Genomic DNA, 23,121 nt, shown 5'->3' with positions numbered 1-23,121 from the left:
TTGCATGTATTAGGCACGCCGCCAGCGTTCGTCCTGAGCCAGGATCAAACTCTCCATAAAAGAAAATTTGATAAAGCTCTAAATTTACACTGGCATCATAATGATGTCCAAAATTTTGTTTTAACTGTTAAGTTGAAACTGTATTTCATTAACGTTTTGTTGTTCAGTTTTCAAGGTTCACTTTAGTTGCCATCTTCCAACAGCAACTCTTGTATAATAACTCGTTATAGCATTGTTGTCAACAACTTTTTTAAAAGATAATTGTAAGTTGTAAAATCAACAAGACAACTATTATATTATATCAATATACTAAATGGAAGTCAACAATTTTAAATATCATTTAATATATTTCTAACGTCACATCAGCGACTTTTAATATACTACACTCTTATAGAAAAGAAGTCAATACTATTTCTCAAAATTATTCATTTATAAATCAAAATAACGATATTATAAGTTTTTCTTCCTATAGTATTCTTACATTGCCTTTAAAAAAAAAGCGCTTTTTAATTCAAAAAAATCCCCATCAATTGATGATGGGGACGATCTTAAAATTATGAGTAAATTTTTTCATACCATGCTTTAGCTGTTTGAATTTCGGACATCGTTAATTGATGTCCTCTATTTTCCCAATGATCTTGAACATTGGCACCGGCACTTTCTAAAAGTTCCTTTAGTTCAATTGACTCTTGTTGAGGACAAATTGGATCGTTCACACCTGCTGCAATGAAAATATTAATTCCTTCTAGATTTGGTAATTGAATACCTCTTCTCGGAACCATTGGATGGTGCAAAATTGCTCCTTTAAGAGTATCTTGAATATGAAATAGTAAACTCGCAGCTATGTTCGCTCCATTTGAATAACCGATTGCTACAATATTATGACGATCAAATTGATATTTATTAGCAGCATCATCCAAAAATTGATTTAGTTCATTTGTCCGAAAAATTAAATCCTCTTCATCAAAAACACCTTCAGCAAGACGTTTAAAAAACCGAGGCATTCCGTTTTCTAAAACATTCCCTCTAACACTTAATACAGAGGCTTCAGAGTCTATAATATCTGCTATTGGCAGTAAGTCATTTTCGTTCCCACCTGTACCATGCAATAGAAGTAATACAGGTTTATTTGGGTTTGTTCCTTCTTTAAATATATGTCGCATTCAATTTTCTCCTTTATAAACAATCACTTTGGTCTTTTAATAGAAAATATATCACCTAAAGTGGCATAGTTTTGCCCCGCTAAACGGCTAACTGCATCTAAACTACGTTCATCAATATATCTTTTATCCTGATCATAAATTGATTCATCTATATGAAATAACACAACTTCCCCTATAAACAAATCACTTCCAGGGTTTTCTTCATTAAGTAAAGGTAATGCTTGAACAAGTTTACACTCGAACCTTACCTTAGATTCTTTTACACCAGGAACGTTTATCATATCGCTTGGAACTTGAGTCAAATTTGCTATATCAAGCTCACTTTCATTATAAGGTAAGCTAGCTGCCGTTTCGTTCACCTGTTTTACATTGTTTTGGTCAACTATATGCACAACAAACTCTCCATTGTTGTAAATATTGCGAGCTGTATCCTTTAAATTCCCATTTGCTCTTTGTATAGCCACCGAGACTAATGGAGGATTTGAGGAAACAATATTGAAATAGCTAAAGGGCGCTCCATTTACAACGCCTTCATCAGAAATGGTTGTTACAAAGGCGATTGGTCTCGGAATAATCGTGCCTGTTAATATCTTATAATTTTCACGTTCACTATTGTTTTTCGGTTGAATTGAAATCATGTATTTCCCCCTTAATCAATCGGACGTACTTGAATTGGAATAAGTGACATTTCTAATCGGTCACGTAAATGTTCATATTGAGTAGGCAACATGAGTTGACTCCCCATCGTTTCGTAAGATTCATCATGGGCAAATCCAGGTAGGTCAGTTGCAATTTCAAATAAAATTTCACCCGATTCACGGAAATAAATGGCATTAAAATAATTTCGGTCTTTAATTTCAGTTACGTGCTGACCGTGATCCATAGCATACTCTTGCCATTCCATATGCTCTTGATCATCTTTAGCTCGCCATGCTAAATGGTGAACCGTGCCTACCCCCATTGTGCCTCTAACACCTGTAATCATTTTTAAATCAATAATATTTCCAATATCACCTGAAGCTTTAAATCTCGTATAATTTCCTTCTGTCCCTACTAATTCAAGTCCCATTACGTCTACTAAAGTTGACGCAGTTTCTTCTGGACGGGCAGAAAATAAGACTGCCCCGCCAAACCCTTTAATGGCAACATCCTTCGTCACGCCACCAAATGTCCAAGGGTTTAATTCTCCCTGTTCCCGTTCAACAATTTCAAGGTGCAATCCATGGGGATCATCGAATTGAAGAAAAGTTTCTCCAAATCTTTCATTTAATGTATATTCGATTTCAAATTTTGTTAATCTCTCTTTCCAAAACTCCATTGCACCGACAGGAACGGCATAAGTTGTAACCCCTACTTGCCCATCACCAATTTGTCCATTATAAGCGTTAGCCCAAGGGAAAAAAGTAATGATAGAACCTGGTTTTCCACCTTCGTTACCAAAATATAAATGATAAGTACCTGGATCATCAAAATTAATCGTTTTCTTTACTAGACGTAAACCTAGTACCCCAGCATAAAAATCAACATTTTCTTGTGGGTGACCGACGATTGCTGTAATATGATGAATTCCTGTTGTCTGTTTTTTCACTTCAGTTTCCTCCAATTTATGCATAACGTCTGAGCACATCCTTCAAAGGAAATAACTTCAAAGGATTTGCTCAAACTTCATACAACAATATTTTTCAACTTTAAGAGTCCCGCAACAACCTATTAATAGAGACATGTGTATGGATAGTCCATACACATGGTTTCTATTTTATTATCGAATTGTTTTTAAGGCAGTAGACCAAGAAATGACTTGATCTAACATTTGATTTACCGAGTCTGATTGAACAGCTTTAGGTTTGAATTCTGTACCGTTTTCGAAATCAGTGAATAGTGATAAAGCTGGATGTACACGTACGTCAGCAACTAATAACTCACCTAAAATGCCCCGTAAATGTTCCGCAGCACGAGCACCACCTACAGAACCATAAGAAACAATACCTGCCGCTTTATTGTTCCATTGTTCACGAAGTAAATCTAATGCATTTTTAAGAGCACCTGTAATAGAGTGATTATATTCTTGGACGATGAATACAAATCCATCTTGTTTTGCAATCGCTTCAGACCAAGCTGCTACACCAGAATTATCTGCACCAGCTTCACCTAAAAACGGTAATTTATAATCTGCGATATCGATAATTGTATAATTTGCATCGCCACGTTTATCTGCTAACTCTTTTACCCACGCACCTACTTGCGGGCTAACACGACCTTCTCGAGTTGACCCTAAAATAATACCAATATTTAAGTTTGCCATTGTTTCTTCCTCCTTTTGTTCAGTACCAAATAATTTATTTAAAAATCCCATTTCTCTTTTCGTCTCCTTATTCATATTCCTTTTCAAATGTTTTCGTACTACGAACTGTGTCGATAGGTCTTACTAAGCTCTCAATTTGCTCACGTTTTTCTTCAAAGAATGGTGGTAACGATAATTTTTCACCCAGTGTTTCGTATGGTTCATCGCCCATAAATCCAGGACCATCCGTTGCTAATTCAAAAAGAATCGAAGGAGCTACATTCGTATACAAAGAACCAAAGTAATAACGTTCGACATATCCTGAATTCGGTAATTTAAAGCCTTGTAAACGTTGTTGCCAATCATCTAATTCTGCCCGGTCATCCACCCGGAACGCTGTATGATGAACTGTTCCAAAACCTTGTCTCGCTTGTGGAAGAACTGTATTATACTCTACGACAACTTGAGCGCCATTTCCTCCTTCTCCCATTTCAAATAAGTGGAACGAATCTTCTTGAGCGATTTCTCTCATAAAGAATACTTTTTCTAACACTTCTTTAAAGTAGTCAAAGTAGGATGTTCGAACAAATATTGGACCTAATCCAGTGATGGCATATTCTAAAGGAATTGGACCTTTTTGCCATGGAGTTCCAGATGCAACTCCTTCATTAAACTCATCTGAAATAAGTTGGTATGCCTGATCGTCAAAGTCTACGAATGAGATAGTTTTCTTACCAAACTGTTCTTTTATACCAGTATGTTTTACTCCTAGACGATCAAAACGTTTAATCCAATAATCTAATGCAGCATCATCTGGTACACGGAATGAAGTTTTTGAAATTTCATTTGTTCCGTGTACCCCTTTCGGAATACCAGGAAAATCAAAAAATGTCATATCTGTCCCTGGACTACCGACATCATCGGTAAAATATAAATGGTATGTCTTAATATCATCTTGATTGACCGTTTTCTTTACTAACCGAAGTCCTAATGTATAAGTAAAAAATTCATAAATTTTTTCCGCACTACTTGTTATCGCTGTAACGTGATGTAGACCTTTTAATTCATTCATTATAGTTCCTCCAATTTATCTCGAATTCGAGATATTTTTTTAAAAAATAGAATAGTTTTTTCAAACTATTTTTAGTGTGAATTTCTTTATTTAATTTATTCAAAAAAATTTACGTTTTTATTTTCTTTTTAAAATCTTTAATTCGAGATAATAGTAGCACTTTATTCGATTTATGTCAAACATCACCAAGTACACATTAGTATAACAATGGGTAACCCTTTTGATGGATTACCCATATTGCATACTATTTAAGCAGCAGGGTTAACCTCTAACTCAACTTTAATTTTAATATCTTTACCAACTAGTACACCGCCAGTTTCAAGAGCAGCGTTCCAAGTTAATCCAAATTCTTCACGGTTAATTTTCGCTTCCGCTTCAAATCCATAGACTTCAACGCCCCATGGATTCGTACCTTTACCACCAAATTCTACATCAAATGTTACTGGTTTCGTTACATCTTTTATAGTTAAATCACCCGTTACTTTGTAGTCATCTCCATCTTTTGTGATGCTAGTCGATTTAAAAGTAATTGTAGGAAACTTTTCTGTATCAAAGAAATCTGCTGATTTTAAATGATTATCACGGTCTTCACTGTGAGTATTCACACTTGCAACATCAAATTCAAATGAAATCGATGCAGTTGTTAAATCCGTAAGATCTGCCGCTTCTACATCAGCTGTATAACTATCAAATTGTCCTTTTACTTTTGACACCATCATATGTTTTACTTCAAAACCAACACTTGAGTGAGATTGATCAATTACCCATTTAGCCATTTTTATTTCCCCTTTTTTGTCTCGAATTCGAGATATTATTTTAAAAAAATAATCGGATAACTAGCTCAAATAAAATTTCGAACTAAATTATCTTTAATTCGAGATAAATTTAACATATATCCAAACTAGTTGTCAACGATTTGTTTTAAATTTTTTTAATTCAATAAAAAAGCTGTCTTTAAAAGACAGCCTCTTTACTTCTTCTGTTGTCTTGAATATTTTTCCCACTGTACAAGGGAAGGATATGGGTCGAATGCCCATTCTGTACGACCATTGAACTTGTACATCCCATAATGCAAATGCGGTGGGAATTTACCTGATGTTCCTTCTTTCCCATAACCTGAACTACCAACACCACCGAGCATAGTTCCTGGTTCCACAATATCGCCTATTTTTAAATCTTTATTGAAATAAGAAAGATGGGCGTAATAATGATACGTATTATGATTGTCCCGTATCCCTATACGCCAACCACCAAATTCGTTCCACCCCATTATTTCAACAACACCATAAGATGTTGATAATACAGGTGTACTATATCCTGCAAAAATATCTGTACCTTCATGTATACGTCTTCCGCCCCAGCCTCTATTGGCACCCCATGTTCCTCTATAGCTGTAGTTATATCCACGGACAGGAACAGGGAAAACATGTGTATCTATATTAATCGTATCAAAGTGTTTATATAGTTTAGCAATGGTTAAAATTTGATTTACTACTTGCTCACTTTGATAATATTCCCACAATGCAATTTTAAAATCTTCAACAGTTGGTCCGTATTGACTTAAATAGTTTGACATTGTAAACATAATATCTTCATCATCTTCTGGATTTGCTACACCATCACCATTTCCATCAAGTCCTAAACCACCAAAATATTTTATTGTTAACGGTGAGGTATCATCCGCTAACGGATTAAATGCACCAGCCCAATATTCTTTAGAAAATTGAATAGCTATTATACTGTCTCGTTTTGGTATATCAGGACGTACAGCTTGGATGTTTCTTTCATATTGGTCAATGGCAGCCAAGTGGTACCACGGTACGATGTGATCTTGGAATTGTATATAAATGGCCATTCGCTTGTTCATTATTTCTTCCTGAGATGGTGTTTCTTTTGCACTTCCAACATTCGAAAACATCGCATTAACAACAAAAACAATTAGAATTAAAGGAATTAATCGTCGGACCAAAAAGAAACCTCCTTTCTTCATTAGAATGTCCGAAAAAATTGAATCCATGAGTTTAGGAAATACAGTACTTAGATAAATAATTTGTTCGATTTGTGGAATATTATTTGCAGAAGTTTTTGTCAAATTCCTCAATTTCCGAACAGGAAAATAATACATATGTATGGTAAGATGAGAAAAAATTAATTTTGGGGGAATTATCTCGTGGAAAATTTACAATCGGTTGAACAATTTGAACAACTAAAATCTGAAGGACAAACGATTTTTATGTTTTCGGCGGACTGGTGTAAAGATTGTCGATTCATCGACCCGTTTATGCCATCCATTGAAGAAAAATACGCTTCTGAATATCAATTTATCAAAATAGATCGGGATGAATTCATTGATCTTTGTATCCAATTAGACGTTTTTGGTATCCCAAGTTTTATCGCCTATAAAGATGGTGAGGAAAGCGGACGATTTGTTAGTAAAGATCGAAAAACACAAGAAGAAATTGAGTTATTTATCGATGGTTTAAATTAACAATCATAACTTCTTCGATTGCGGGTATTCTAACATTACAATTAAATTTCACTTCCCTTTGAACGGATTCATTAAGGCAAAAAACAACATCCCCAACGCATTAGGCGAAGGGGATTTTTTGCGGATAGTATTAAATAACACTTCTAATCAACCAAGTAGCAGTCCGGGCTATAATCTCTGTTCTCAATTGCACTAACTCCTCAAATTGATAAAAAAATAATATCTTTTCTTCCTTTACATTGTCCCCCTTTGGTGTTTGCGTTAACACAAAGTGGGCAAATGATTCTGAAAAGTCTTCTTCCGGAGAATACATCGCATATTTTGAAACATAAAAGTCTTCCAATTTACCATGTCCTCCCGATTCCCAAAATTGTTTATAAAAATAGGTTAAATAGGCATCTTTATAAAAACATCCTGAATTTATTAAATAAAGGGACTGGCACCGTTTCTCAGGTACCCAATAGTTCACTTGGGTTTCATTTAATGAAAGGAAATGGGCATATTCATGTAAGTATGTAACAAGGGTTTCGGAGGCAAGTTCAATATCTTTTTGATTCATCCCGAGGGTCCAATACTTACCATACGGGTCATAAAGGGAAACATAAGCGAGGGTATCTCCACTGTCAAACACTTCAAAACGATTAATTTCTTTTCGTTTCGCTTCGGGAATTAACCAACTAAAGCTAGACCATAGGTTTTCATGATAAGTCCTCTCTTCAATGGAAATATTTTGATTAGTATAGATGACTTCCTGGCTATGATCGACATTATAAGTAGTGAGCACCGTTACTCCTTCATTACCAGTTGCAACAGATTCTTCATGAACAAGAGAGCCATAATCGGCTTCAAGACCTTTAATAATACGATTCCCCCATTCAATACAGGAATCATCATCTATACATTGAATCTCTAAGGCACAAATGTCCTCCCCTTCAATGTAAATCTCGTTACTATAGCAAGCATTATCTAGTAATTGAACTTCGTCACCGGAAGCCTCCAATTTTTTTGTATCTCCTTCAGAAACTTCTACAACTGAACTAGCTTCTACTAATGGTTTAGTTTCTATTGTTACAACTGGCTTTACTTCCACTGACTCTTCACAACCTACTAAAAAGAAAGTAAAGGTAACTAAGAGAAAGCGGAGAATTTTCAAAGAAATGCACTCCCCCTACCAAATAATGTCTCTATATATTACGAAACAATTGGAAATGAAATGAATGAATTGAAAAAGTTTTTGTCGCTTTCTTGTTACATTTTCCTTATTTTATCGACAACAAAAAAAGGGGCGTCTATATGTACAGCGCAACCCCTTCTCATCAATATTATATTTTATTAGTTATAACCTCGTTCACCAAAAGGCTTTAACTTTTCTAACCATTTTTGTTGTAATTCCTTCAAAGCTTCTTTTTCATTGAAATATGGGTCCTTCTCATCTTTTTTTAATGATTCTAATACCGTAACCGAAAAGGCATCTTTTCCAAATTGCGTCCAATCCGCTTGGAGCGCTTTGTTTTTAAAAACTTGATTGTCTAAACTAAATTTTACACCGTTAATGGTTTTTAAGTTACGTGTACTGTCAACAAACACTTTTCCATTTACATTGTTTTTAATTTCATACACACCTGCAACAATGGCAACCTCTTGGTATTGTTGCTTTAACTCTTTTTTTCTATCCATCCGTATCACCTACATTCTTTTAATCATGTTACTTCTTCAACCAATACATGCTGCCATCTAATTTCCGATCTAAAAACCCATACTCAATTAAATATCTTCGAATCAATACATAGTCACTGTAAATCATTTTTAATATGTCATTTAGTTTTTTTTCTGTATAAGTTGCATTGGGATTAAGACGGTTCGCAATTGCTCGTAATACTACAATGCGTTGCTTTTCCTTAGGAGGAAATTTCGCTAAAGGACCAGATAACCCTTCCTGAAAATACTTTTCCAATATTTTCGATTGTTCCTCAGTTGTTACCGCATAACGGTCGTCTACCATTGTGGCATGTTTATGAGGCTCCACAAATGCAGGTGCATATTGATCCTTTTCCTTCAACAACTCCATAATAGCTAGAAATGTTTTAGCTTGACGTTCCTTTTCCTTCAACATAAATCGATGATGTCGAATTGTAGAACTACTGCCAATTTCCATTTCTTGTTGAATCTCTTTATCATTTTTACCAGCGTAAAAATGGCGTAGCAACATCGTTTGATGCTCCGTTAAACCAGTTACTTTTTTATCTAATCCGATTAAATAATCAAATACAGAGCCATGATTTTTTTCAATGTGTAAACGAATAAATCGCTCTGCTTCATAGAAAACCTGTTCCTCAGGATATATAATCCCTTTTTCCACTTGTTCTCCGCATAATAAACATGAGTATCTATATTGATCTTCCGTATATCCCCTTTTAATTTCCTCTAAAGATGCATTCCAAAATGGTTCCAACTGGTTCACTTTTTCTCCCCCAATACTAACGTCAAACATAAATGTTTATAAATAGATAAACAAAACTAAAATTCGTTTATATTTATACAAACACTTTAATTGATTGTTTAGTTTTTGTCAATCTAACAAAAAACTTGTAAGGACGAAGAAATCCTTACAAGTTTTTCTACTTTCTTTTAAGTTTAATTTGCGACGATTAGTTTTGATGCAATATATTTGCGTGCTTCTGCAGTAAGTAATTGTAATTCTACAATTTCCCGTTCACCGGCATCATGACTTGTTACAAAGTCAACGAACGTACCACTTAAATTCTCGAAAATACTTACAATTTGATAGCCCTTATCAAAGTAACTATCAATTTTTCTCTTCTCCTCTAAATACTGCATATGCTCTGACACACGTCCACCTCACTTTTTCAATTGAAACTCTATTCCATATGACAAAAGACTTGAACTTTACTTTGCTACTTTATCCATTTTGAAGCGGGCAATGCTCGATTGTCTCTCATTCCATGTCATACTTGGTAAAGGTTGTTTCATTTCCACCATATTGATAGCACCTTCAACTGGACAAACAATCGCACATAAATTACATCCGACACAATCCTCTTCCCGTACTTTCAAATATGGTTCACCTTTTTCATTTTTCAACATGTCAATACATTGATGAGACGTATCTTCACAAGATATATGGCACTTATTACAATTGATGCACACATCGTTGTTAATGCGCGCTACCACTTTGTAATTTAAATCTAAGTCGCCCCAATCGGAATATTTCGGAACCGCTTTTCCGACGATATCCATTATGGAAGTAATTCCTTTTTCATCGAGATAATTGTTTAAGCCATCTATCATATCCTCCACAATGCTAAAACCATGATGCATTGCTGCTGTACATACTTGGACACCGGTAGCCCCCATTAAAATGAATTCAACGGCATCTTGCCAGTTAGAAATTCCACCGATACCAGAAATAGGGACATTAATAAGCGGATTTCTTGCACATTCGCCTACCATATTAAGGGCAATCGGCTTTACAGCGGGACCACAATAGCCTCCATGGGCTCCCTTTCCTGCAACATGGGGGATCGTGTTCCACGTATCCAAATCGACACCCATTAAACTGTTTATTGTATTAATCATACTAACAGCATCGGCTCCACCTTGAACTGCTGCTTCTGCTGTAACGGTAATATCCGTTATGTTAGGAGTGAGTTTGACGATAACAGGTGTTTTTGCTACTTCCTTCACCCAATAGGTTTGTTTTTCAACTAACTCAGGTACTTGCCCAGAAGCAGCTCCCATTCCGCGCTCAGCCATTCCATGGGGGCAACCAAAGTTCAACTCCAACCCGTCAACCCCTACTTCTTCAACCCGCTTTACGATTTCATGCCATTTTTCCTGTTTTGGTTCGACCATAAGGGAAGCAATAATCGCATGATTAGGAAAACGTTTTTTCGTCTCATATATTTCCTTTAAATTTACTTCTAAAGGGCGGTCCGTAATGAGCTCAATATTATTAAATCCCGCTACCCGTTGACCATTAAAGCTGAGGGCTGCAAATCGGGAAGTCGTATTAATAATTGGTTCGCCTAACGTTTTCCAAACAGCCCCTCCCCAACCAGCATCAAAGGCTCTTTGTACTTGGTATCCCGAATTGGTCGGTGGTGCTGAAGCAAGCCAAAAAGGATTGGGTGACTTAATGCCCGCTAAATTGATTCGTAAATCTGCCATTAATAGTTCCTCCTTTATTACGCAATTTCCGATTGCAGCACAAATGAACGGTGAATGGCTTTTGCGACTTCCTTCCCTTGCTGAGCAGCAGTCACAACCATTGCCTCCCCTTGACCATTTCCAAAAACGACATCACCACATGCATAAACTTTTTCTTGAGATGTTTGATAGGTTTCTGGATTTACCTCTACTACACCCTTTGAATGATCTAAACCGAACCTTTCTATTAATTGAATATGTCTCGATTGGCCAATCGCCTTAATGACCACGTCCGTTTCTAAAACAAACTCAGATTGTTGGATAGGAACTGGCTTTTGTCTTCCATCTAGACCTATTTCCCCTAAATCCATTTTTATACACTCTAATCCAACCACTTCATTTTGTTCATTTCCGATAATTTTCGTTGGTGCGGTTAACCATCGAAACTCTACACCATCTTGCTTAGCAAAGTCGTATTCAAACTGATAAGCCGTCATTTCATTTTTCGTTCTACGATAAACAATCTTAACGTTGGCAGCACCTAATCGAACAGCCGTTGTAGCTGCATCAATAGCCGTATTTCCCGCACCTATTATGATGACCTTTTTACCAACTAGCTCATTGGTTGGCTCTTCCATCTTTGTTCTTTTTACAAATTCAATGGCGTCATATACACCCTTTAATGTTTCCCCCTCAATCCCAAGATGGGGGACGTTGCCCATTCCGACGGCTACAACAACTCGATCAAATTGATTTAGAAGTTCCTCTGTCGTAATGTCGATCCCTACAACTGTATTCGTTTTAATGTCGACATTCAGTTGTTTTACTTGTTCCACTTCCCACTGAACAACTTCCGTCGGCAATCGGAATGAAACAATACCATAACGATTTAATCCACCAGCTTCTTTCTCAGCTTCAAAAATAGTTACTTGATAACCTAGTAAACTTAACTCTCTAGCTGCCGATAATCCTGCTGGACCACTGCCGATTATGGCCACTTTTTTACCGTTTCTTTCTCCTACTTCAAACAACGGTTTCCTTTGTTGCATTGCCCAATCCGTTGCATAACGTTGAAGATGACCAATTGAAATCGGTTTCGTTTCGTTATTTAAAACACAAGCTCCTTCACATAACTCTTCCGTTGGACAAACCCGCGCACAACTAGCACCGACAGGATTTGCTTCTAATATCGTTTTAGCTGAACCTTTTAAATTTCCCGATGCAATCTTTTTAATAAATTTAGGAATTTCAATGCTAGTCGGACAAGCCTTTATACAAGGTGCGTCATAGCAATATAAACAACGATTGGCTTCTTCGATAGCTTCCCTTTTCGTTAAACCAGGATGAATTTCTTTAAAATTATCAGTTAGGTTTAAAGAAATTTGCCCTCCAGTAAGTGAACTCATTTAATCCCCCCTAAAGTAAACTCAAGCTTAATTAGGTACTACAGCTTCTTCATCACTTAGTTTTTTTGCCAGTTTGCGTTTAATATATTTACCATAATCAAGGGAACCTACAAATTGCTTGTCTTTTATGACGTATTCGCCCCTTAGTAGCACACTAATCGGCTCACCCGTTACTTCCAAACCTTCAAAGGCGTTATAGTCAACGTTCATATGATGGGTTTGAGCAGAAATCGTTCGTTTTACACTTGGATCAAACAGTACAATATCTGCATCGGACCCAACTGCAATCGTTCCCTTTTGCGGGTATAAACCGAAGATTTTCGCCGCACTCGTTGAAATCATATCGACAAAATCATTTAAAGAAATGCGTCCCTTTGCGACACCCTCTGAATATAAAACAGAAAATCGATCTTCAATAAAGGGACCGCCATTAGGTATTTTAGAGAAATCATTTAATCCTAGTTGTTTTTTACCGTTGAAGTTAAAAGAGCATTGATCGGAGCCAATTGTTTGTAGTTGTTTTGCTTTTAATGCATTCCAAAGAGGTTCTTGGTGAGATATCGGTCTTAATGGTGGTGACCATACATACTTAGCACCTTCAAAATTAGGTTTTTCCAATGCCGTTTGGTCTAATGTTAAATATGGAGGACAAGTTTCACCATAGACGTCATAACCCTTTTCGCGGGCTTTTATAATTTCGTCTACTGCTTCTTTACAAGTTACGTGGACAACATAAAGGGTTGCTCCTGCTACATGAGCTAATTCGATTGCTCGTTTTGTCGCTTCTCCCTCTAATTCAGGAGGACGTGTTAGAGCATGGTAAATGGGTGCTGTATTGCCTGCTAATTTCGCTTGTTCAACGAGTTCATCAATTACTGATCCGTTTTCACAATGAACCATGACAACGGCGCCTGTTTCTTTTCCAATTTTAAAAGCTTTATATAAAGTACGATCCGTTGCTTGGAATTCCTTTGCATAGGCCATAAACACTTTAATAGACGTAATGCCTTCCTTTTCTAAAAGAAGGGGCAGCTCTTTTTCTGTTTCTTCATTTAAATCGCTAATCATTAAATGATACCCATAGTCAATCGCCGCTTTCCCCTTTGATTTTTCGTTCCACTTTTCAATAGCATTCGATAATTTTGTTTCACCTGCCGTTAAGCAAAAGTCTAAAATCGTTGTTGTACCACCAAACGCAGCAGCAATCGTACCTGATTCCCAATCATCATCGGTAACCGTATTATTAAAAGGCATATCTAAATGAGTATGCGGATCGATGCCCCCCGGGAAAACATATTTTCCTGTTGCATCAATTATTTCCGCTTCCGAGTCGATAATCTTCGCGGCAATTTGAGCAATCTTTTCATTTTCAATGAGGATATCCGCTTTATACGTATCAGTTGCTGTTACAATTGTGCCGCCTGTAATAATTTTCTTAGTCATTTACATTTCTCCTTTTCCCATTGTTATTAAACTAAATGAACGCTTCTTTCATCGCAATCTTCGTCTGAAGATTTAAAACGGTTTCTAAAAGAACATCCGCCCCCTTAACACAATCTTCAAAAGTTGTTTCCTCTTCTTCACAATGGCTTTTCCCTTTTATACTTGGAACAAAAATCATTGCCGAAGGAATATAAGACGCCATAAATTGGGCATCATGTCCTGCCCCGCTATATAACCGTTTAGATGAATATCCGTAACCATGGCAAGCTTGTTCAATTTGATTGCAAATGGACGAATCAAAATGGACAGTATCCCGATCCCATAATTTCTCTTTTTCTATCTTGCATTCCCCTGATTCTGCTGGAAGGGAATGAATGATTACTTCTACTTTTCTAATTTTTTCTGGCTGTTTATGACGGGCTTCAATAGTAAACACGACTTTGTCTGGAATAACGGTATGAATATTTGGGGTAACATTCATTCGACCAATAGTATAAACAAGCTCATCGTCAACCTTTGCTAAATCTTCTATAAGCTTTGTTATACATTTATTAGCTAAAAACAAAGGATCGTTTCGCATTTTCATCGGTGTTGTTCCCGCATGATTGGATTCACCAAATATACGAATTTCATAGCAAACCATTCCTAGTACGCCTTCTACAACGCCTATTTCAATTTGCTCCGCTTCAAGAACTGGTCCTTGCTCAATGTGTAGTTCTATATAAGCTGAGGCTTCTTTTAATCGGTTTTCTTCATCTCCCTCATAACCGCTCTTTTGCAAAGCTTGTTTAAAGGTGACTCCATCTTTATCTGTTGATTGCATCATTTTCTGTTTATCAAATTTTTTTGATAAAATTCCTGAACTCATCATAGAAGGTTCGAAACGCGCCCCTTCTTCGTTCGTAAAATTGACAATGGTTAATGGAACATCCAGTTCAATGTCATTCTCCTTAATTGTTTTTATTGCTTCTAATGCCGTAAGAATTCCTAGTACTCCATCAAATCGTCCCCCTTTTACGACAGAGTCAAGGTGAGAACCCATCACAATCGGAGGTAGATCGCTTTTTCCTGGGAGTGTTGCATACATATTCGCCAGATCATCTACCCGAATTTCCAATCCTAACTCTCGACAACATTCGTAAAAGTAATCTCGTGCTTGTACATCTTCTGCAGATAAAGAAAGTCTTGTTACACCGCCGTTTTTAGTAGCTCCAAAGCGACTAAACATAACAATCGATTCCTTTAATCGGGCTTCATTACATTTGTACATCAAACACCCCTCCAATTAACCTACGTTAGTATTAGTAACATATGGATTTATTGTTAATTTTAATGTAAAATTAATTCACAAAATATGGTCAATCGATATAAAAATTTTTGTGCAAATGCACTATTCTAATGTTAAAACTTCTAACAATCTATTTGATGAAAGGAGTTTCATATGGCTACAATAAGCGACTTATTATTAGAACCTGAATTTCGACAGCTTCATTTGATTGCAGGTGAAAAGGGAGTATATAGACAACTATCTGGTATTAATGTTATCGAAAGTGCAGATTTAATTCCCTTTTGCCGTCCAAATGAACTACTTGTCACTACAGGAATTCAAATGAAAAATAATGCCAGTCAATTAGAAGAATTAATAAGCAAGTCCTTTGAAAAGAAAGTGGCAGGTTTTATCATCAATACTGGACCTTACATATCTCAAGTACCATTAACAATCATTCAATTCGCCAATCAAAACCATTTCCCTATCTTTGTGATGGACTGGAACTACCGCATTGCAGATTTACTAAAAAATACCTTCCAATTTATCTCATTAAAACAACAATCGCTTCATGAACAACAAAGTGATGAAAAGCTTTTATACAATCTGATTTTCCGTTATGATCAAAATATTTTTCGAACATCTATCCCACAACAATTAGAGAAACGGGGATTTCCTAAAGGAGCAGAATTAGGAATCATAACTTGTACAACGTCATCTTCCTCCAAAAATAGCATTAATCGTTATACAGCTATTATTTTTTACGAATTTCAAAAACGCTATAATTATTTCCTAACTCTAAAACATAACAATCAACTCATCTTCTTAATAAATCGCCATGAAGTTAAAACAGAACAATTACCTTTTTCTAAAACAGTAGAAAAAATATACGAAAAAGTGGTCGACTTAAATGGACAACTGGATTTAATCATTGGTATGGGGAATTTTTCAGCTTCCTTGGAGAACGTATCTAAAAGTTACAACGAATCATTAACTGTCATCCATCTAGTACAACATCATAAAAATCCTTTTATTCATAAGTACAAAGAAATCGGCACGTATAAAATTATTATGGGTGTTGCAGATCAATCAATTATTAAACAATTTCAACAAGACATGCTTGGCCCCCTTTATATGTATGATCATTTGCATGATACAGATTTTGTTCCATTTTTACGCGTTTTTCTCGAAGAAGGTGGTAGCCCAAATAAAATAAGCCAAAAGCTGTTTATCCATCGAAATACTGTCACTTATAAAATTAAAAAAATAGAATCTTTACTAGATGTGGACTTAAATAATACCTTTACGAGAACAAATTTAAATGTTGCATTGATGATTGAGGATATTTTGAGTCAGAAAAGTTGAATGTAAATAGTGGATTTAGGTTTTATCTATTATATGCCCCTCTGTCTTCCTTAGAATTGTAAATGCCATGAACATGTTAATTTCAGCTATTAGAAACTTATGAATAAATGGGACCTAACGATATAATATTTGTTCCCCCATTATAAAATAATGGATATTTATCATTTTCCATCTTCATAATAGTAAATTTGCGCTAATAATTCCGAGTTTGGAAGAATAATATGAATAACACTAAGTTTACATGGGGGTTTACGGGTGGAAAACGTGAGGGCAATTGCTACTTTTCAGCTAATTGGCGAGGAAGTTTACCGGACAAATGCATTTATTCAATTTGGAACTTCCCGAAAGTCATTAGGTGCCGTTGTGATGTTAAATCCTGGTTCTGCTCATTTAAAAGGTGAGGCAAAGAAAAAACTCATTATGAATGGTTCCCATACCGACGAAACAACATTAGACAATACAATGAAACAACTAGTTCAATTTATGAAAGCTACCCATTCTGAATTAGATGGCAGGCTCCATCTTTACAATTTATTTTATGTACGTAATACAATAGGAATTGAAGCAATTGAGTTATTTGAGCATTTGAAAATAACCGGCAAATATCCAACGATTACTCTCCCTTCTTTACTAGAAATGTCCCAACATCCGTGGATTTTAATCGGTTGGGGAGTTGAAAAAAGAAGCCGATGGAGATTTTTTGAGGAAGAGAAAAAAGAATGGCTCCAATTGATCGAAGATAGCGGAATCCCATACTTCGGTATTCAATCAGATAATAACGAATACTATCACCCATGTCCAAATGGTCCTGCCAAAGCTGAACGACTTCAACAATTAATTGAATCTTTTAACACACACATATCCAATTACCTTCATTAAAAAAGAACTAATATCCCTAAGATAGTGAGATGATCTATCTCTGACCCTTTAAATTCAGTTTGTATTAGAACAAGAAAAGAGCTAGGATTCAATTCCTAGCTCTCTTTTTATTTCATTTTTGCTATTTTTCTCATACGGTCAACTAAAAAGCCACCTTTAAAGGATTTCGGCTCGTAAGAAATAATGAATGCCTTTGGTTCTATTGACTCAACAAGTTCAAAAAGCTCCTTTTCCCGGTTTCGCTTTGCCAAAATCTCATACTTATATCGATCACTATCTCGACCTTCTCCAACAAACGTCGTAATAGCAAATCCATTTATTCTCAAAGTATCGATGAGCTCTTGATTTTTATGTTGCGTATTAATGGTGACATAAACATATCCAATTGCTAATTTGTTTTCAATTTTTGTTCCTAAAAACATGCCTAGTCCAAAACCTACGGCATATACAATCATAGCCAATAAGCTTTGATCTCCATTAAATACTAAAGAAAGTCCAAATACATAAATCAGCATTTCTAATATCCCAAAAACGGCTGCAAACATCGTTAAATTCTTTACTAGAAAAATGGTCCGTAACGTTAATAACGGTACATATACGAGTTGTAACACTAGTATTAACAAAATATTGGTCATTGGAAACGCCTCACTAAAAATTAGAGTTTTACTACTATTCTTTACCCATAATTAAGTATTGTACTCGTGTGAATGAATATGTTCTAGCCTTATTTTCAGCCCATCTTTTAAACAAATTATTGAAAAAAACAGTACTTTAAGTTATTCTATCCACTTTAATTTTCCCTATTTTTCAAAAATCAAACAATGTTAACTTCTATCAGTATGACTTATACACCCAATTACTCTATACTAGTTTTACAACTTAATAATTAAAATTCAATAAAATTTAAAAAACCCCTTCGAAAAGTTCGAAGGAGTTTATGATATTTAATCGTTTATAATGGCCACCGCGCGTACTGGAGAGGCTGTTGCATTTTTTAATTTTAAAGGTAATGCACTAAAAGTGAAATGTTTGTCCTTTGGTAATTGATCTAAGTTAACTAAATTTTCGATGATATAAATAGGTACAGGTAAGATTTTCATATGCACTTCACGCGCCATATTATCATGGGTATCAATATTTGCTAGATCTAATCCGACACATTTTACTTGATTATCAATAAGCCAATCACCTGCACTTGGAGCAAACGCCCCCTCTTCAAAAAATCCTTCTTCTCCCCACTGGCCTGTACGAGTTCGTATTAGTACAATATCATTTTGTTGTACTTCAATTCCCTGTGCTGCTACTGCTTTTTCTAACATGTCATATGTTACTTCATCTTTTGCTTGTTTAAACGGTGTCACATCTAAGCAAACCGCTTCACCGTAACATCGAGTTAAATCCATTTCTGCTGTTGACTGACTGTTCCGTATAAAATGCAAAGGCGCATCAATATGTGTCCCACTATGATCGGACATTTCTAAAAAGCGAGATTCAAAGCCTTCACACGGTTCTACGTAACGATGGCCGGAATTTTCAAAAGTGGATTCTGGTCTTATAACGATTGGCGGATGGGATAAATAGGATTTCAATCCGTCATAAATCTCTAAAGTTAAGTCAATTATTTTCATATGTAAGCCTCCTACATTGTTATAACTACTTTTCCACTGACTTTATTTAATGCCTTTTCAAACCCTTTTGTACATTGGGTAAAGGGTACTTTTTCTGCTATTAACTTTTCAAATGGATACGATGGAATGGCAGCTAATTTTAATACTTCTTCATAATTTCTTCTTGTGATGCCATAGCTTCCATCTATAGAAATTTCACCTCGAACTATTTGATCCATTGCAATTGAGAAAGGGACAGAGTTAATCCCAACAAGTACTAATTGACCTCCACGTTTTAATAATCTCACTGCCATTTGAGGAACCGACGGATGTCCAGAACAATCAATGATAGCATCGTAGCCTTTAAAATCTTTTGATAAAATTTCTTCTTCCGACATAAAGGTAGATTTTATTCCTATCAATTTTGATAACTTTAATCGATTTTCATCGACAGCTGTACCGAGCATATCTACTTGCTTGTTACCTGAACCGATTAATACAGCTGCTACACCAAGCCCGATAGGTCCTGGTCCAACGACTAGTATACGCTTACTATGAAAATGCTCCACTTTTTTTACAGCAGTATAACTTACTGCAAGAGCTTCAGAGATTGCCGCTACACCGTCTGATACGTTTTGATCAATTGGAATAATATTCTTTATATCTACAACCATTAATTGTGCCATTCCACCAGCTTCTCTAAATCCATAACGTAAAGCTTCAATCGGTGTTTTGACTGTTCTAAACTCGTTAAAATCACATCGATTCGTTTCCCCGCGAAGACAAAAGTCACATTGTCCACAGCTTTTATAAGGGTCGATCACTACTCGTTTACTTAAATATTCAGTAGCATTATGGTTACCGACCGCGATTACTTCCCCTACCACTTCATGACCTAAAACTAATGGATAAGTGACCCAATCATATCCCCCATGGCCATCATACATATGTAAGTCACTTCCACAAATTCCAACAGCTTTTACCCGTATTAAACATTCATTGTCTTTTAATTCTGGTACCTCATATTCAACAAACTTCACGTCATGTTTGGCAGCTGAATTTTTTACTAATGCTTTATACTTCATTACGATCCCCCTCTGAGACGACTTCAATCACTCGATTTAAAATGTTGTTCTTCTTTGATTGATAGGCTTGTACATCGATTGTTTCCCAATTATAAAAACCTTTTTTCGTTTTTAACCCTAAAGAACCACTTGCACATTTCTCTTCAAGAATCGGTAAAGGAGTTGGACGATTTTCAAGAGTTGGATATACATATTTCGTAATTGCTAAATGGGTGTCTAATCCATTTATATCTCGCTGCTCAAGGGGCCCCGTATTCGCTAAGCGAATTCCAAGACTCCATTTCGCAATAAAATCCAGTTCCTCCGCAGATACAATTCCCTTTTCGACTAGCGACATCGCTTCCCTAGCAAGGGCGCTTTGAAGTCGATTAGCGACAAATCCTTCGATTTCTTTTTTTAATAAAACAGGCTTCTTTTTCATCGACTTTAATAAAGCCATTACATCCTCAATTCTAGATTGTTCCGTATACTCGCTTGGCACAACTTCCACTAAAGGAGAAATATTGGCTGGCGAGAAAAAATGGGTGCCGATAAGACGACCTTTTTGTTCCATTAATTTTGCTACTTCACTAATTAAATAACTCGAAGTATTTGTACATAACGTAATATTTGGCGGGAAAAGTTGTTCAAGTTTTGCAAATAAATGTTGTTTAGCCTCCAAATTTTCAGGAATCGCCTCGATAATAAAATCTAAATCTTCAATAGTACAAAGTTCATCCAGTATCTGAATATCGGAAAGTCGTATATCGTTCATTAATTCGATTCTTTTCTTTTCAAACGTTTCATAGATTGAAACTTTTACTCCGTGGGCATTAAAATAAGTCGCTAATGCGGTACCCATAAACCCTCCACCAATGACTAATATTTTCATCTATACTCTCCTTCCTACTTAATCAAGCGCAGTAGCCTTAAGACCAACTGCTAAAACACACAAATCTTTAACTTCGTACAGTAAACTTTGATCTGCGCCGAGTTGTAATGCATTCGTTTTATGAATCTCAATGCCCTTTGGATACCCATCACAAATATTAATTGCATATAAAAGCAGTTCTTTTAAAAGACGAGATACTAAACCGTCTCTCAATGAAGTTGTTCGTAGATTGCTATATTTAAGAAGAGTATCCGGTGCATAATCGACTAAATATTGAATCCATTTTGGTAACACATCAAATTCTGTTTGATAGTATTGAATACATTCTTCCTTTGTGGCAAAAGAAGCAATGTTTTCATCGTTCGGTAACGTTGCATTTTCATCAGTTAACTCAATGGCCTTCGATATCGCCTCAATTCCCGATAACCACGTTGGGATGCCACGAGAAATAATTGCTGCTGCAATTAACTCCGCAATTTCGGCTACCCCATTCCCTTTTATTACGGCTGCATCAACAGCCTGAAGCATCTCTTGTTCTTCACGCCTTGCAGCAAACAATCCAACTAATAATAAACATTTTTCCTTAGCTGTTAACCTTCCATCCTGTACAAATTTCAATATAGTTTCTTTCAACAAAAACACCCCTTATTTCTAAAGAAAAGCCCTTGTTACAAAACAAAGGCTTTCCTTTCTTAAAATAAATAAGACCAACATAAAATTGCAGCAATATAGAATACACCTACGAATAACATAATCATTACTAAATATCCCATAATATCTTTTAATTTTAGACGGGATAAAGCTAATGCTGGTAAAATCCAAAACGGTTGAACTATATCATTCCAGGCGTTCCCTAACATAACAGCCATGGAGTTTTGTGCAACGGATGCCCCTAATGATTGGGCAGCATCGATCATAAATGGACCTTGTACTGTCCAATGCCCACCTGCAGAAGGTGCAAAGAAATTAATAAAGAAAGAACTAATTAATCCCCAGAATGATAAAGTATGTTCCGTTGAAATGTTAACGAATAAATGGGCAATCGTATCAACTAAACCAGATGCAGCCATAATCGCCATAATCCCTGCATAAAACGGGAATTGTAAAATGATTCCTGATACTGTTTTAATACCATCATTAATATGTTCCACATAACGAGCAGGTGTACCAAGTAAAAGTATCCCTAAAAATAAAATAATAAAGTTAATAATGTTTAAGTTTAATGTATTTCCGTTTACAAAGTAGAAAATAGAGTAAACGATACCTAATATTCCAATGGTATAAGCTAAAATTTTACTGTTGTTTAGTTTTGTTGCAAACGTATTATCTTCTAGTAATTTAGGCTTTTCCCCTTGAGCTTCAGCATATAAATCCGGATTTATTTCAATAACATTATTCGGATCTTTTGGATGCAACATTGCATTAAAGAACGGTAAAACAATTAATAGGACGATCGTCAGAATAATCATCGGTAAACTAAAAATCGTTTCAGCTAAGTTAATAAGCCCCATTTCCCCTTCTAAGAAATGACCAGGTGTTGAAATTAAAATAGGAATAGAAGCTGATAAACCTAAACCATAAAATGTGAAACCAGAATAAGCTGCTGCAATAATTAAAGGATAGTGAACCCCTTTAACTCGTATAGCTAATTTTTTCGCAATAATCCCACCTACTACTAAACCAAATCCCCAGTTTAAATAACTACCGATGGCACCCACGAGCGTTGCAACGATAACAGCCGTTTTTGGCGATTTTACCTTACTAGCAATTTTGTTCAACAGTTTATCCGTTGCTGGTGCAGTAGCTAGTACATAACCAAATACTAAAATAACAGCCATTTGAGTAGTAAAGGCTAATAAATCCCAAAATCCATCTCCCCAAGCTGTTGTAAGCTTTGTGAATGAAATATCTTCGATTAAAAGAGCTAAAATAAATGTTAGTAATGTTAACCCAATTGCAAATACAAATGGATCTGGCATATATTTCTTCATTAAATTAGTAAAGAAGTTTGTTAACTTTCCCACGAT

At 35.8% G+C, this 23,121-nt stretch carries 24 protein-coding genes and 1 rRNA gene; 3 read left to right on the top strand and 22 right to left on the bottom strand.

Annotated elements, in window-relative coordinates:
- The 8 genes from EC501_RS09425 to EC501_RS09390 form a co-directional block, all read right to left on the bottom strand.
- A 16S ribosomal RNA gene (locus EC501_RS09425) occupies positions 1–60 on the bottom strand; the annotation flags it as partial.
- Between the two features lie 494 nt (positions 61–554).
- The gene (locus EC501_RS09420; RefSeq protein WP_122972035.1) at positions 555–1,163 is read right to left on the bottom strand and encodes an alpha/beta hydrolase; all 609 of its coding nucleotides are present in this window, start codon (positions 1,161–1,163) and stop codon (positions 555–557) included.
- A 23-nt stretch (positions 1,164–1,186) separates the two neighbouring features.
- Positions 1,187–1,801, bottom strand: a complete 615-nt coding sequence (locus EC501_RS09415; protein WP_122972034.1) for a flavin reductase family protein — start codon at positions 1,799–1,801, stop codon at positions 1,187–1,189.
- A gap of 11 nt (positions 1,802–1,812) precedes the next feature.
- Positions 1,813–2,751 (bottom strand): ring-cleaving dioxygenase, encoded by a 939-nt coding sequence (locus tag EC501_RS09410; protein WP_122972033.1) that lies wholly within the window; start codon positions 2,749–2,751, stop codon positions 1,813–1,815.
- A 171-nt stretch (positions 2,752–2,922) separates the two neighbouring features.
- The gene (locus EC501_RS09405) at positions 2,923–3,516 is read right to left on the bottom strand and encodes an NADPH-dependent FMN reductase (protein ID WP_122972032.1); all 594 of its coding nucleotides are present in this window, start codon (positions 3,514–3,516) and stop codon (positions 2,923–2,925) included.
- A gap of 16 nt (positions 3,517–3,532) precedes the next feature.
- Positions 3,533–4,516, bottom strand: coding sequence for a ring-cleaving dioxygenase (locus EC501_RS09400; protein WP_122972031.1), 984 nt, complete (start codon positions 4,514–4,516; stop codon positions 3,533–3,535).
- A gap of 248 nt (positions 4,517–4,764) precedes the next feature.
- Positions 4,765–5,292 (bottom strand): YceI family protein, encoded by a 528-nt coding sequence (locus EC501_RS09395; protein WP_122972030.1) that lies wholly within the window; start codon positions 5,290–5,292, stop codon positions 4,765–4,767.
- A 194-nt stretch (positions 5,293–5,486) separates the two neighbouring features.
- Positions 5,487–6,485, bottom strand: a complete 999-nt coding sequence (locus EC501_RS09390) for a M23 family metallopeptidase (protein ID WP_406927882.1) — start codon at positions 6,483–6,485, stop codon at positions 5,487–5,489.
- A gap of 201 nt (positions 6,486–6,686) precedes the next feature.
- Here EC501_RS09390 and EC501_RS09385 point away from each other — a divergent pair, with 201 nt between their 5' ends.
- Complete coding sequence (locus EC501_RS09385) at positions 6,687–7,004, top strand: thioredoxin family protein (protein WP_122972029.1); 318 nt, start codon at positions 6,687–6,689, stop codon at positions 7,002–7,004.
- Positions 7,005–7,134: 130 nt separating this feature from the next.
- Here EC501_RS09385 and EC501_RS09380 read toward each other — a convergent pair whose 3' ends face one another.
- From EC501_RS09380 to EC501_RS09345, 8 genes are all read right to left on the bottom strand, one after another.
- Complete coding sequence (locus tag EC501_RS09380; protein ID WP_122972028.1) at positions 7,135–8,157, bottom strand: hypothetical protein; 1,023 nt, start codon at positions 8,155–8,157, stop codon at positions 7,135–7,137.
- Positions 8,158–8,336: 179 nt separating this feature from the next.
- Entirely contained in the window at positions 8,337–8,681 is a 345-nt protein-coding gene (locus EC501_RS09375) for a GIY-YIG nuclease family protein (RefSeq protein ID WP_122972027.1), read from the bottom strand.
- A gap of 28 nt (positions 8,682–8,709) precedes the next feature.
- Entirely contained in the window at positions 8,710–9,465 is a 756-nt protein-coding gene (locus tag EC501_RS09370) for a DUF2087 domain-containing protein (RefSeq protein WP_241559310.1), read from the bottom strand.
- Positions 9,466–9,638: 173 nt separating this feature from the next.
- Positions 9,639–9,854, bottom strand: coding sequence for a hypothetical protein (locus EC501_RS09365; protein WP_122972025.1), 216 nt, complete (start codon positions 9,852–9,854; stop codon positions 9,639–9,641).
- Positions 9,855–9,911: 57 nt separating this feature from the next.
- Positions 9,912–11,192 (bottom strand): NAD-dependent dihydropyrimidine dehydrogenase subunit PreA, encoded by a 1,281-nt coding sequence (gene preA / locus EC501_RS09360; protein ID WP_122972024.1) that lies wholly within the window; start codon positions 11,190–11,192, stop codon positions 9,912–9,914.
- Positions 11,193–11,209: 17 nt separating this feature from the next.
- Positions 11,210–12,577, bottom strand: coding sequence for an NAD(P)-dependent oxidoreductase (locus tag EC501_RS09355; protein ID WP_122972023.1), 1,368 nt, complete (start codon positions 12,575–12,577; stop codon positions 11,210–11,212).
- 27 nt (positions 12,578–12,604) lie between these two features.
- Complete coding sequence (gene hydA, locus EC501_RS09350; protein WP_122972022.1) at positions 12,605–14,020, bottom strand: dihydropyrimidinase; 1,416 nt, start codon at positions 14,018–14,020, stop codon at positions 12,605–12,607.
- A gap of 31 nt (positions 14,021–14,051) precedes the next feature.
- Positions 14,052–15,290 (bottom strand): Zn-dependent hydrolase, encoded by a 1,239-nt coding sequence (locus EC501_RS09345; RefSeq protein ID WP_122972021.1) that lies wholly within the window; start codon positions 15,288–15,290, stop codon positions 14,052–14,054.
- Positions 15,291–15,461: 171 nt separating this feature from the next.
- Between EC501_RS09345 and EC501_RS09340 the strand changes: the two genes are divergently transcribed.
- Together EC501_RS09340 and EC501_RS09335 are read left to right on the top strand one after the other, a co-directional pair.
- Entirely contained in the window at positions 15,462–16,652 is a 1,191-nt protein-coding gene (locus EC501_RS09340) for a PucR family transcriptional regulator (RefSeq protein ID WP_122972020.1), read from the top strand.
- Positions 16,653–16,907: 255 nt separating this feature from the next.
- Positions 16,908–17,531, top strand: a complete 624-nt coding sequence (locus tag EC501_RS09335) for a DUF1643 domain-containing protein (protein WP_122972019.1) — start codon at positions 16,908–16,910, stop codon at positions 17,529–17,531.
- A gap of 107 nt (positions 17,532–17,638) precedes the next feature.
- Here EC501_RS09335 and EC501_RS09330 read toward each other — a convergent pair whose 3' ends face one another.
- From EC501_RS09330 to EC501_RS09305, 6 genes are all read right to left on the bottom strand, one after another.
- Positions 17,639–18,166, bottom strand: coding sequence for a DUF2179 domain-containing protein (locus tag EC501_RS09330; protein WP_122972018.1), 528 nt, complete (start codon positions 18,164–18,166; stop codon positions 17,639–17,641).
- 309 nt (positions 18,167–18,475) lie between these two features.
- Complete coding sequence (locus EC501_RS09325) at positions 18,476–19,159, bottom strand: cyclase family protein (protein WP_122972017.1); 684 nt, start codon at positions 19,157–19,159, stop codon at positions 18,476–18,478.
- An 11-nt stretch (positions 19,160–19,170) separates the two neighbouring features.
- Positions 19,171–20,223 (bottom strand): zinc-dependent alcohol dehydrogenase, encoded by a 1,053-nt coding sequence (locus tag EC501_RS09320; RefSeq protein WP_122972016.1) that lies wholly within the window; start codon positions 20,221–20,223, stop codon positions 19,171–19,173.
- Entirely contained in the window at positions 20,213–21,094 is an 882-nt protein-coding gene (locus tag EC501_RS09315) for a 3-hydroxyacyl-CoA dehydrogenase NAD-binding domain-containing protein (RefSeq protein ID WP_122972015.1), read from the bottom strand. Before EC501_RS09315 ends, EC501_RS09320 begins: the two co-directional genes overlap by 11 nt.
- An 18-nt stretch (positions 21,095–21,112) precedes the next feature.
- Positions 21,113–21,727: a hypothetical protein gene (locus EC501_RS09310; RefSeq protein ID WP_122972014.1), complete on the bottom strand. Its 615-nt coding sequence runs from the start codon at positions 21,725–21,727 to the stop codon at positions 21,113–21,115.
- Positions 21,728–21,786: 59 nt separating this feature from the next.
- Positions 21,787–23,118 carry a short-chain fatty acid transporter gene (locus EC501_RS09305; RefSeq protein ID WP_122972013.1) on the bottom strand — a complete coding sequence of 444 codons (1,332 nt, stop codon included), beginning with the start codon at positions 23,116–23,118 and terminating at the stop codon, positions 21,787–21,789.
- Between the last annotated feature and the right edge of the window lie 3 nt (positions 23,119–23,121).

It is taken from the genome of Lysinibacillus halotolerans, assembly GCF_003711845.1.
GTDB classification, from domain to species: Bacteria; Bacillota; Bacilli; order Bacillales_A; family Planococcaceae; genus Ureibacillus; species Ureibacillus halotolerans.
The sequence above is the reverse complement of the archived record's forward strand: the minus strand, read 5'-3'. Positions and strand labels throughout refer to the sequence as shown.

Bases quoted from the DNA above. Each gene is read 5' to 3' on its own strand.
- EC501_RS09420 (WP_122972035.1), bottom strand. From the start codon at position 1,163: ATGCGACATATATTTAAAGAAGGAACAAACCCAAATAAACCTGTATTA.
- EC501_RS09415 (WP_122972034.1), bottom strand. From the start codon at position 1,801: ATGATTTCAATTCAACCGAAAAACAATAGTGAACGTGAAAATTATAAG.
- EC501_RS09405 (WP_122972032.1), bottom strand. From the start codon at position 3,516: ATGGGATTTTTAAATAAATTATTTGGTACTGAACAAAAGGAGGAAGAA.
- EC501_RS09400 (WP_122972031.1), bottom strand. From the start codon at position 4,516: ATGAATGAATTAAAAGGTCTACATCACGTTACAGCGATAACAAGTAGT.
- EC501_RS09395 (WP_122972030.1), bottom strand. From the start codon at position 5,292: ATGGCTAAATGGGTAATTGATCAATCTCACTCAAGTGTTGGTTTTGAA.
- EC501_RS09375 (WP_122972027.1), bottom strand. From the start codon at position 8,681: ATGGATAGAAAAAAAGAGTTAAAGCAACAATACCAAGAGGTTGCCATT.
- preA (WP_122972024.1), bottom strand. From the start codon at position 11,192: ATGGCAGATTTACGAATCAATTTAGCGGGCATTAAGTCACCCAATCCT.
- EC501_RS09355 (WP_122972023.1), bottom strand. From the start codon at position 12,577: ATGAGTTCACTTACTGGAGGGCAAATTTCTTTAAACCTAACTGATAAT.
- hydA (WP_122972022.1), bottom strand. From the start codon at position 14,020: ATGACTAAGAAAATTATTACAGGCGGCACAATTGTAACAGCAACTGAT.
- EC501_RS09345 (WP_122972021.1), bottom strand. From the start codon at position 15,290: ATGTACAAATGTAATGAAGCCCGATTAAAGGAATCGATTGTTATGTTT.
- EC501_RS09340 (WP_122972020.1), top strand. From the start codon at position 15,462: ATGGCTACAATAAGCGACTTATTATTAGAACCTGAATTTCGACAGCTT.
- EC501_RS09330 (WP_122972018.1), bottom strand. From the start codon at position 18,166: ATGACCAATATTTTGTTAATACTAGTGTTACAACTCGTATATGTACCG.
- EC501_RS09325 (WP_122972017.1), bottom strand. From the start codon at position 19,159: ATGAAAATAATTGACTTAACTTTAGAGATTTATGACGGATTGAAATCC.
- EC501_RS09320 (WP_122972016.1), bottom strand. From the start codon at position 20,223: ATGAAGTATAAAGCATTAGTAAAAAATTCAGCTGCCAAACATGACGTG.
- EC501_RS09315 (WP_122972015.1), bottom strand. From the start codon at position 21,094: ATGAAAATATTAGTCATTGGTGGAGGGTTTATGGGTACCGCATTAGCG.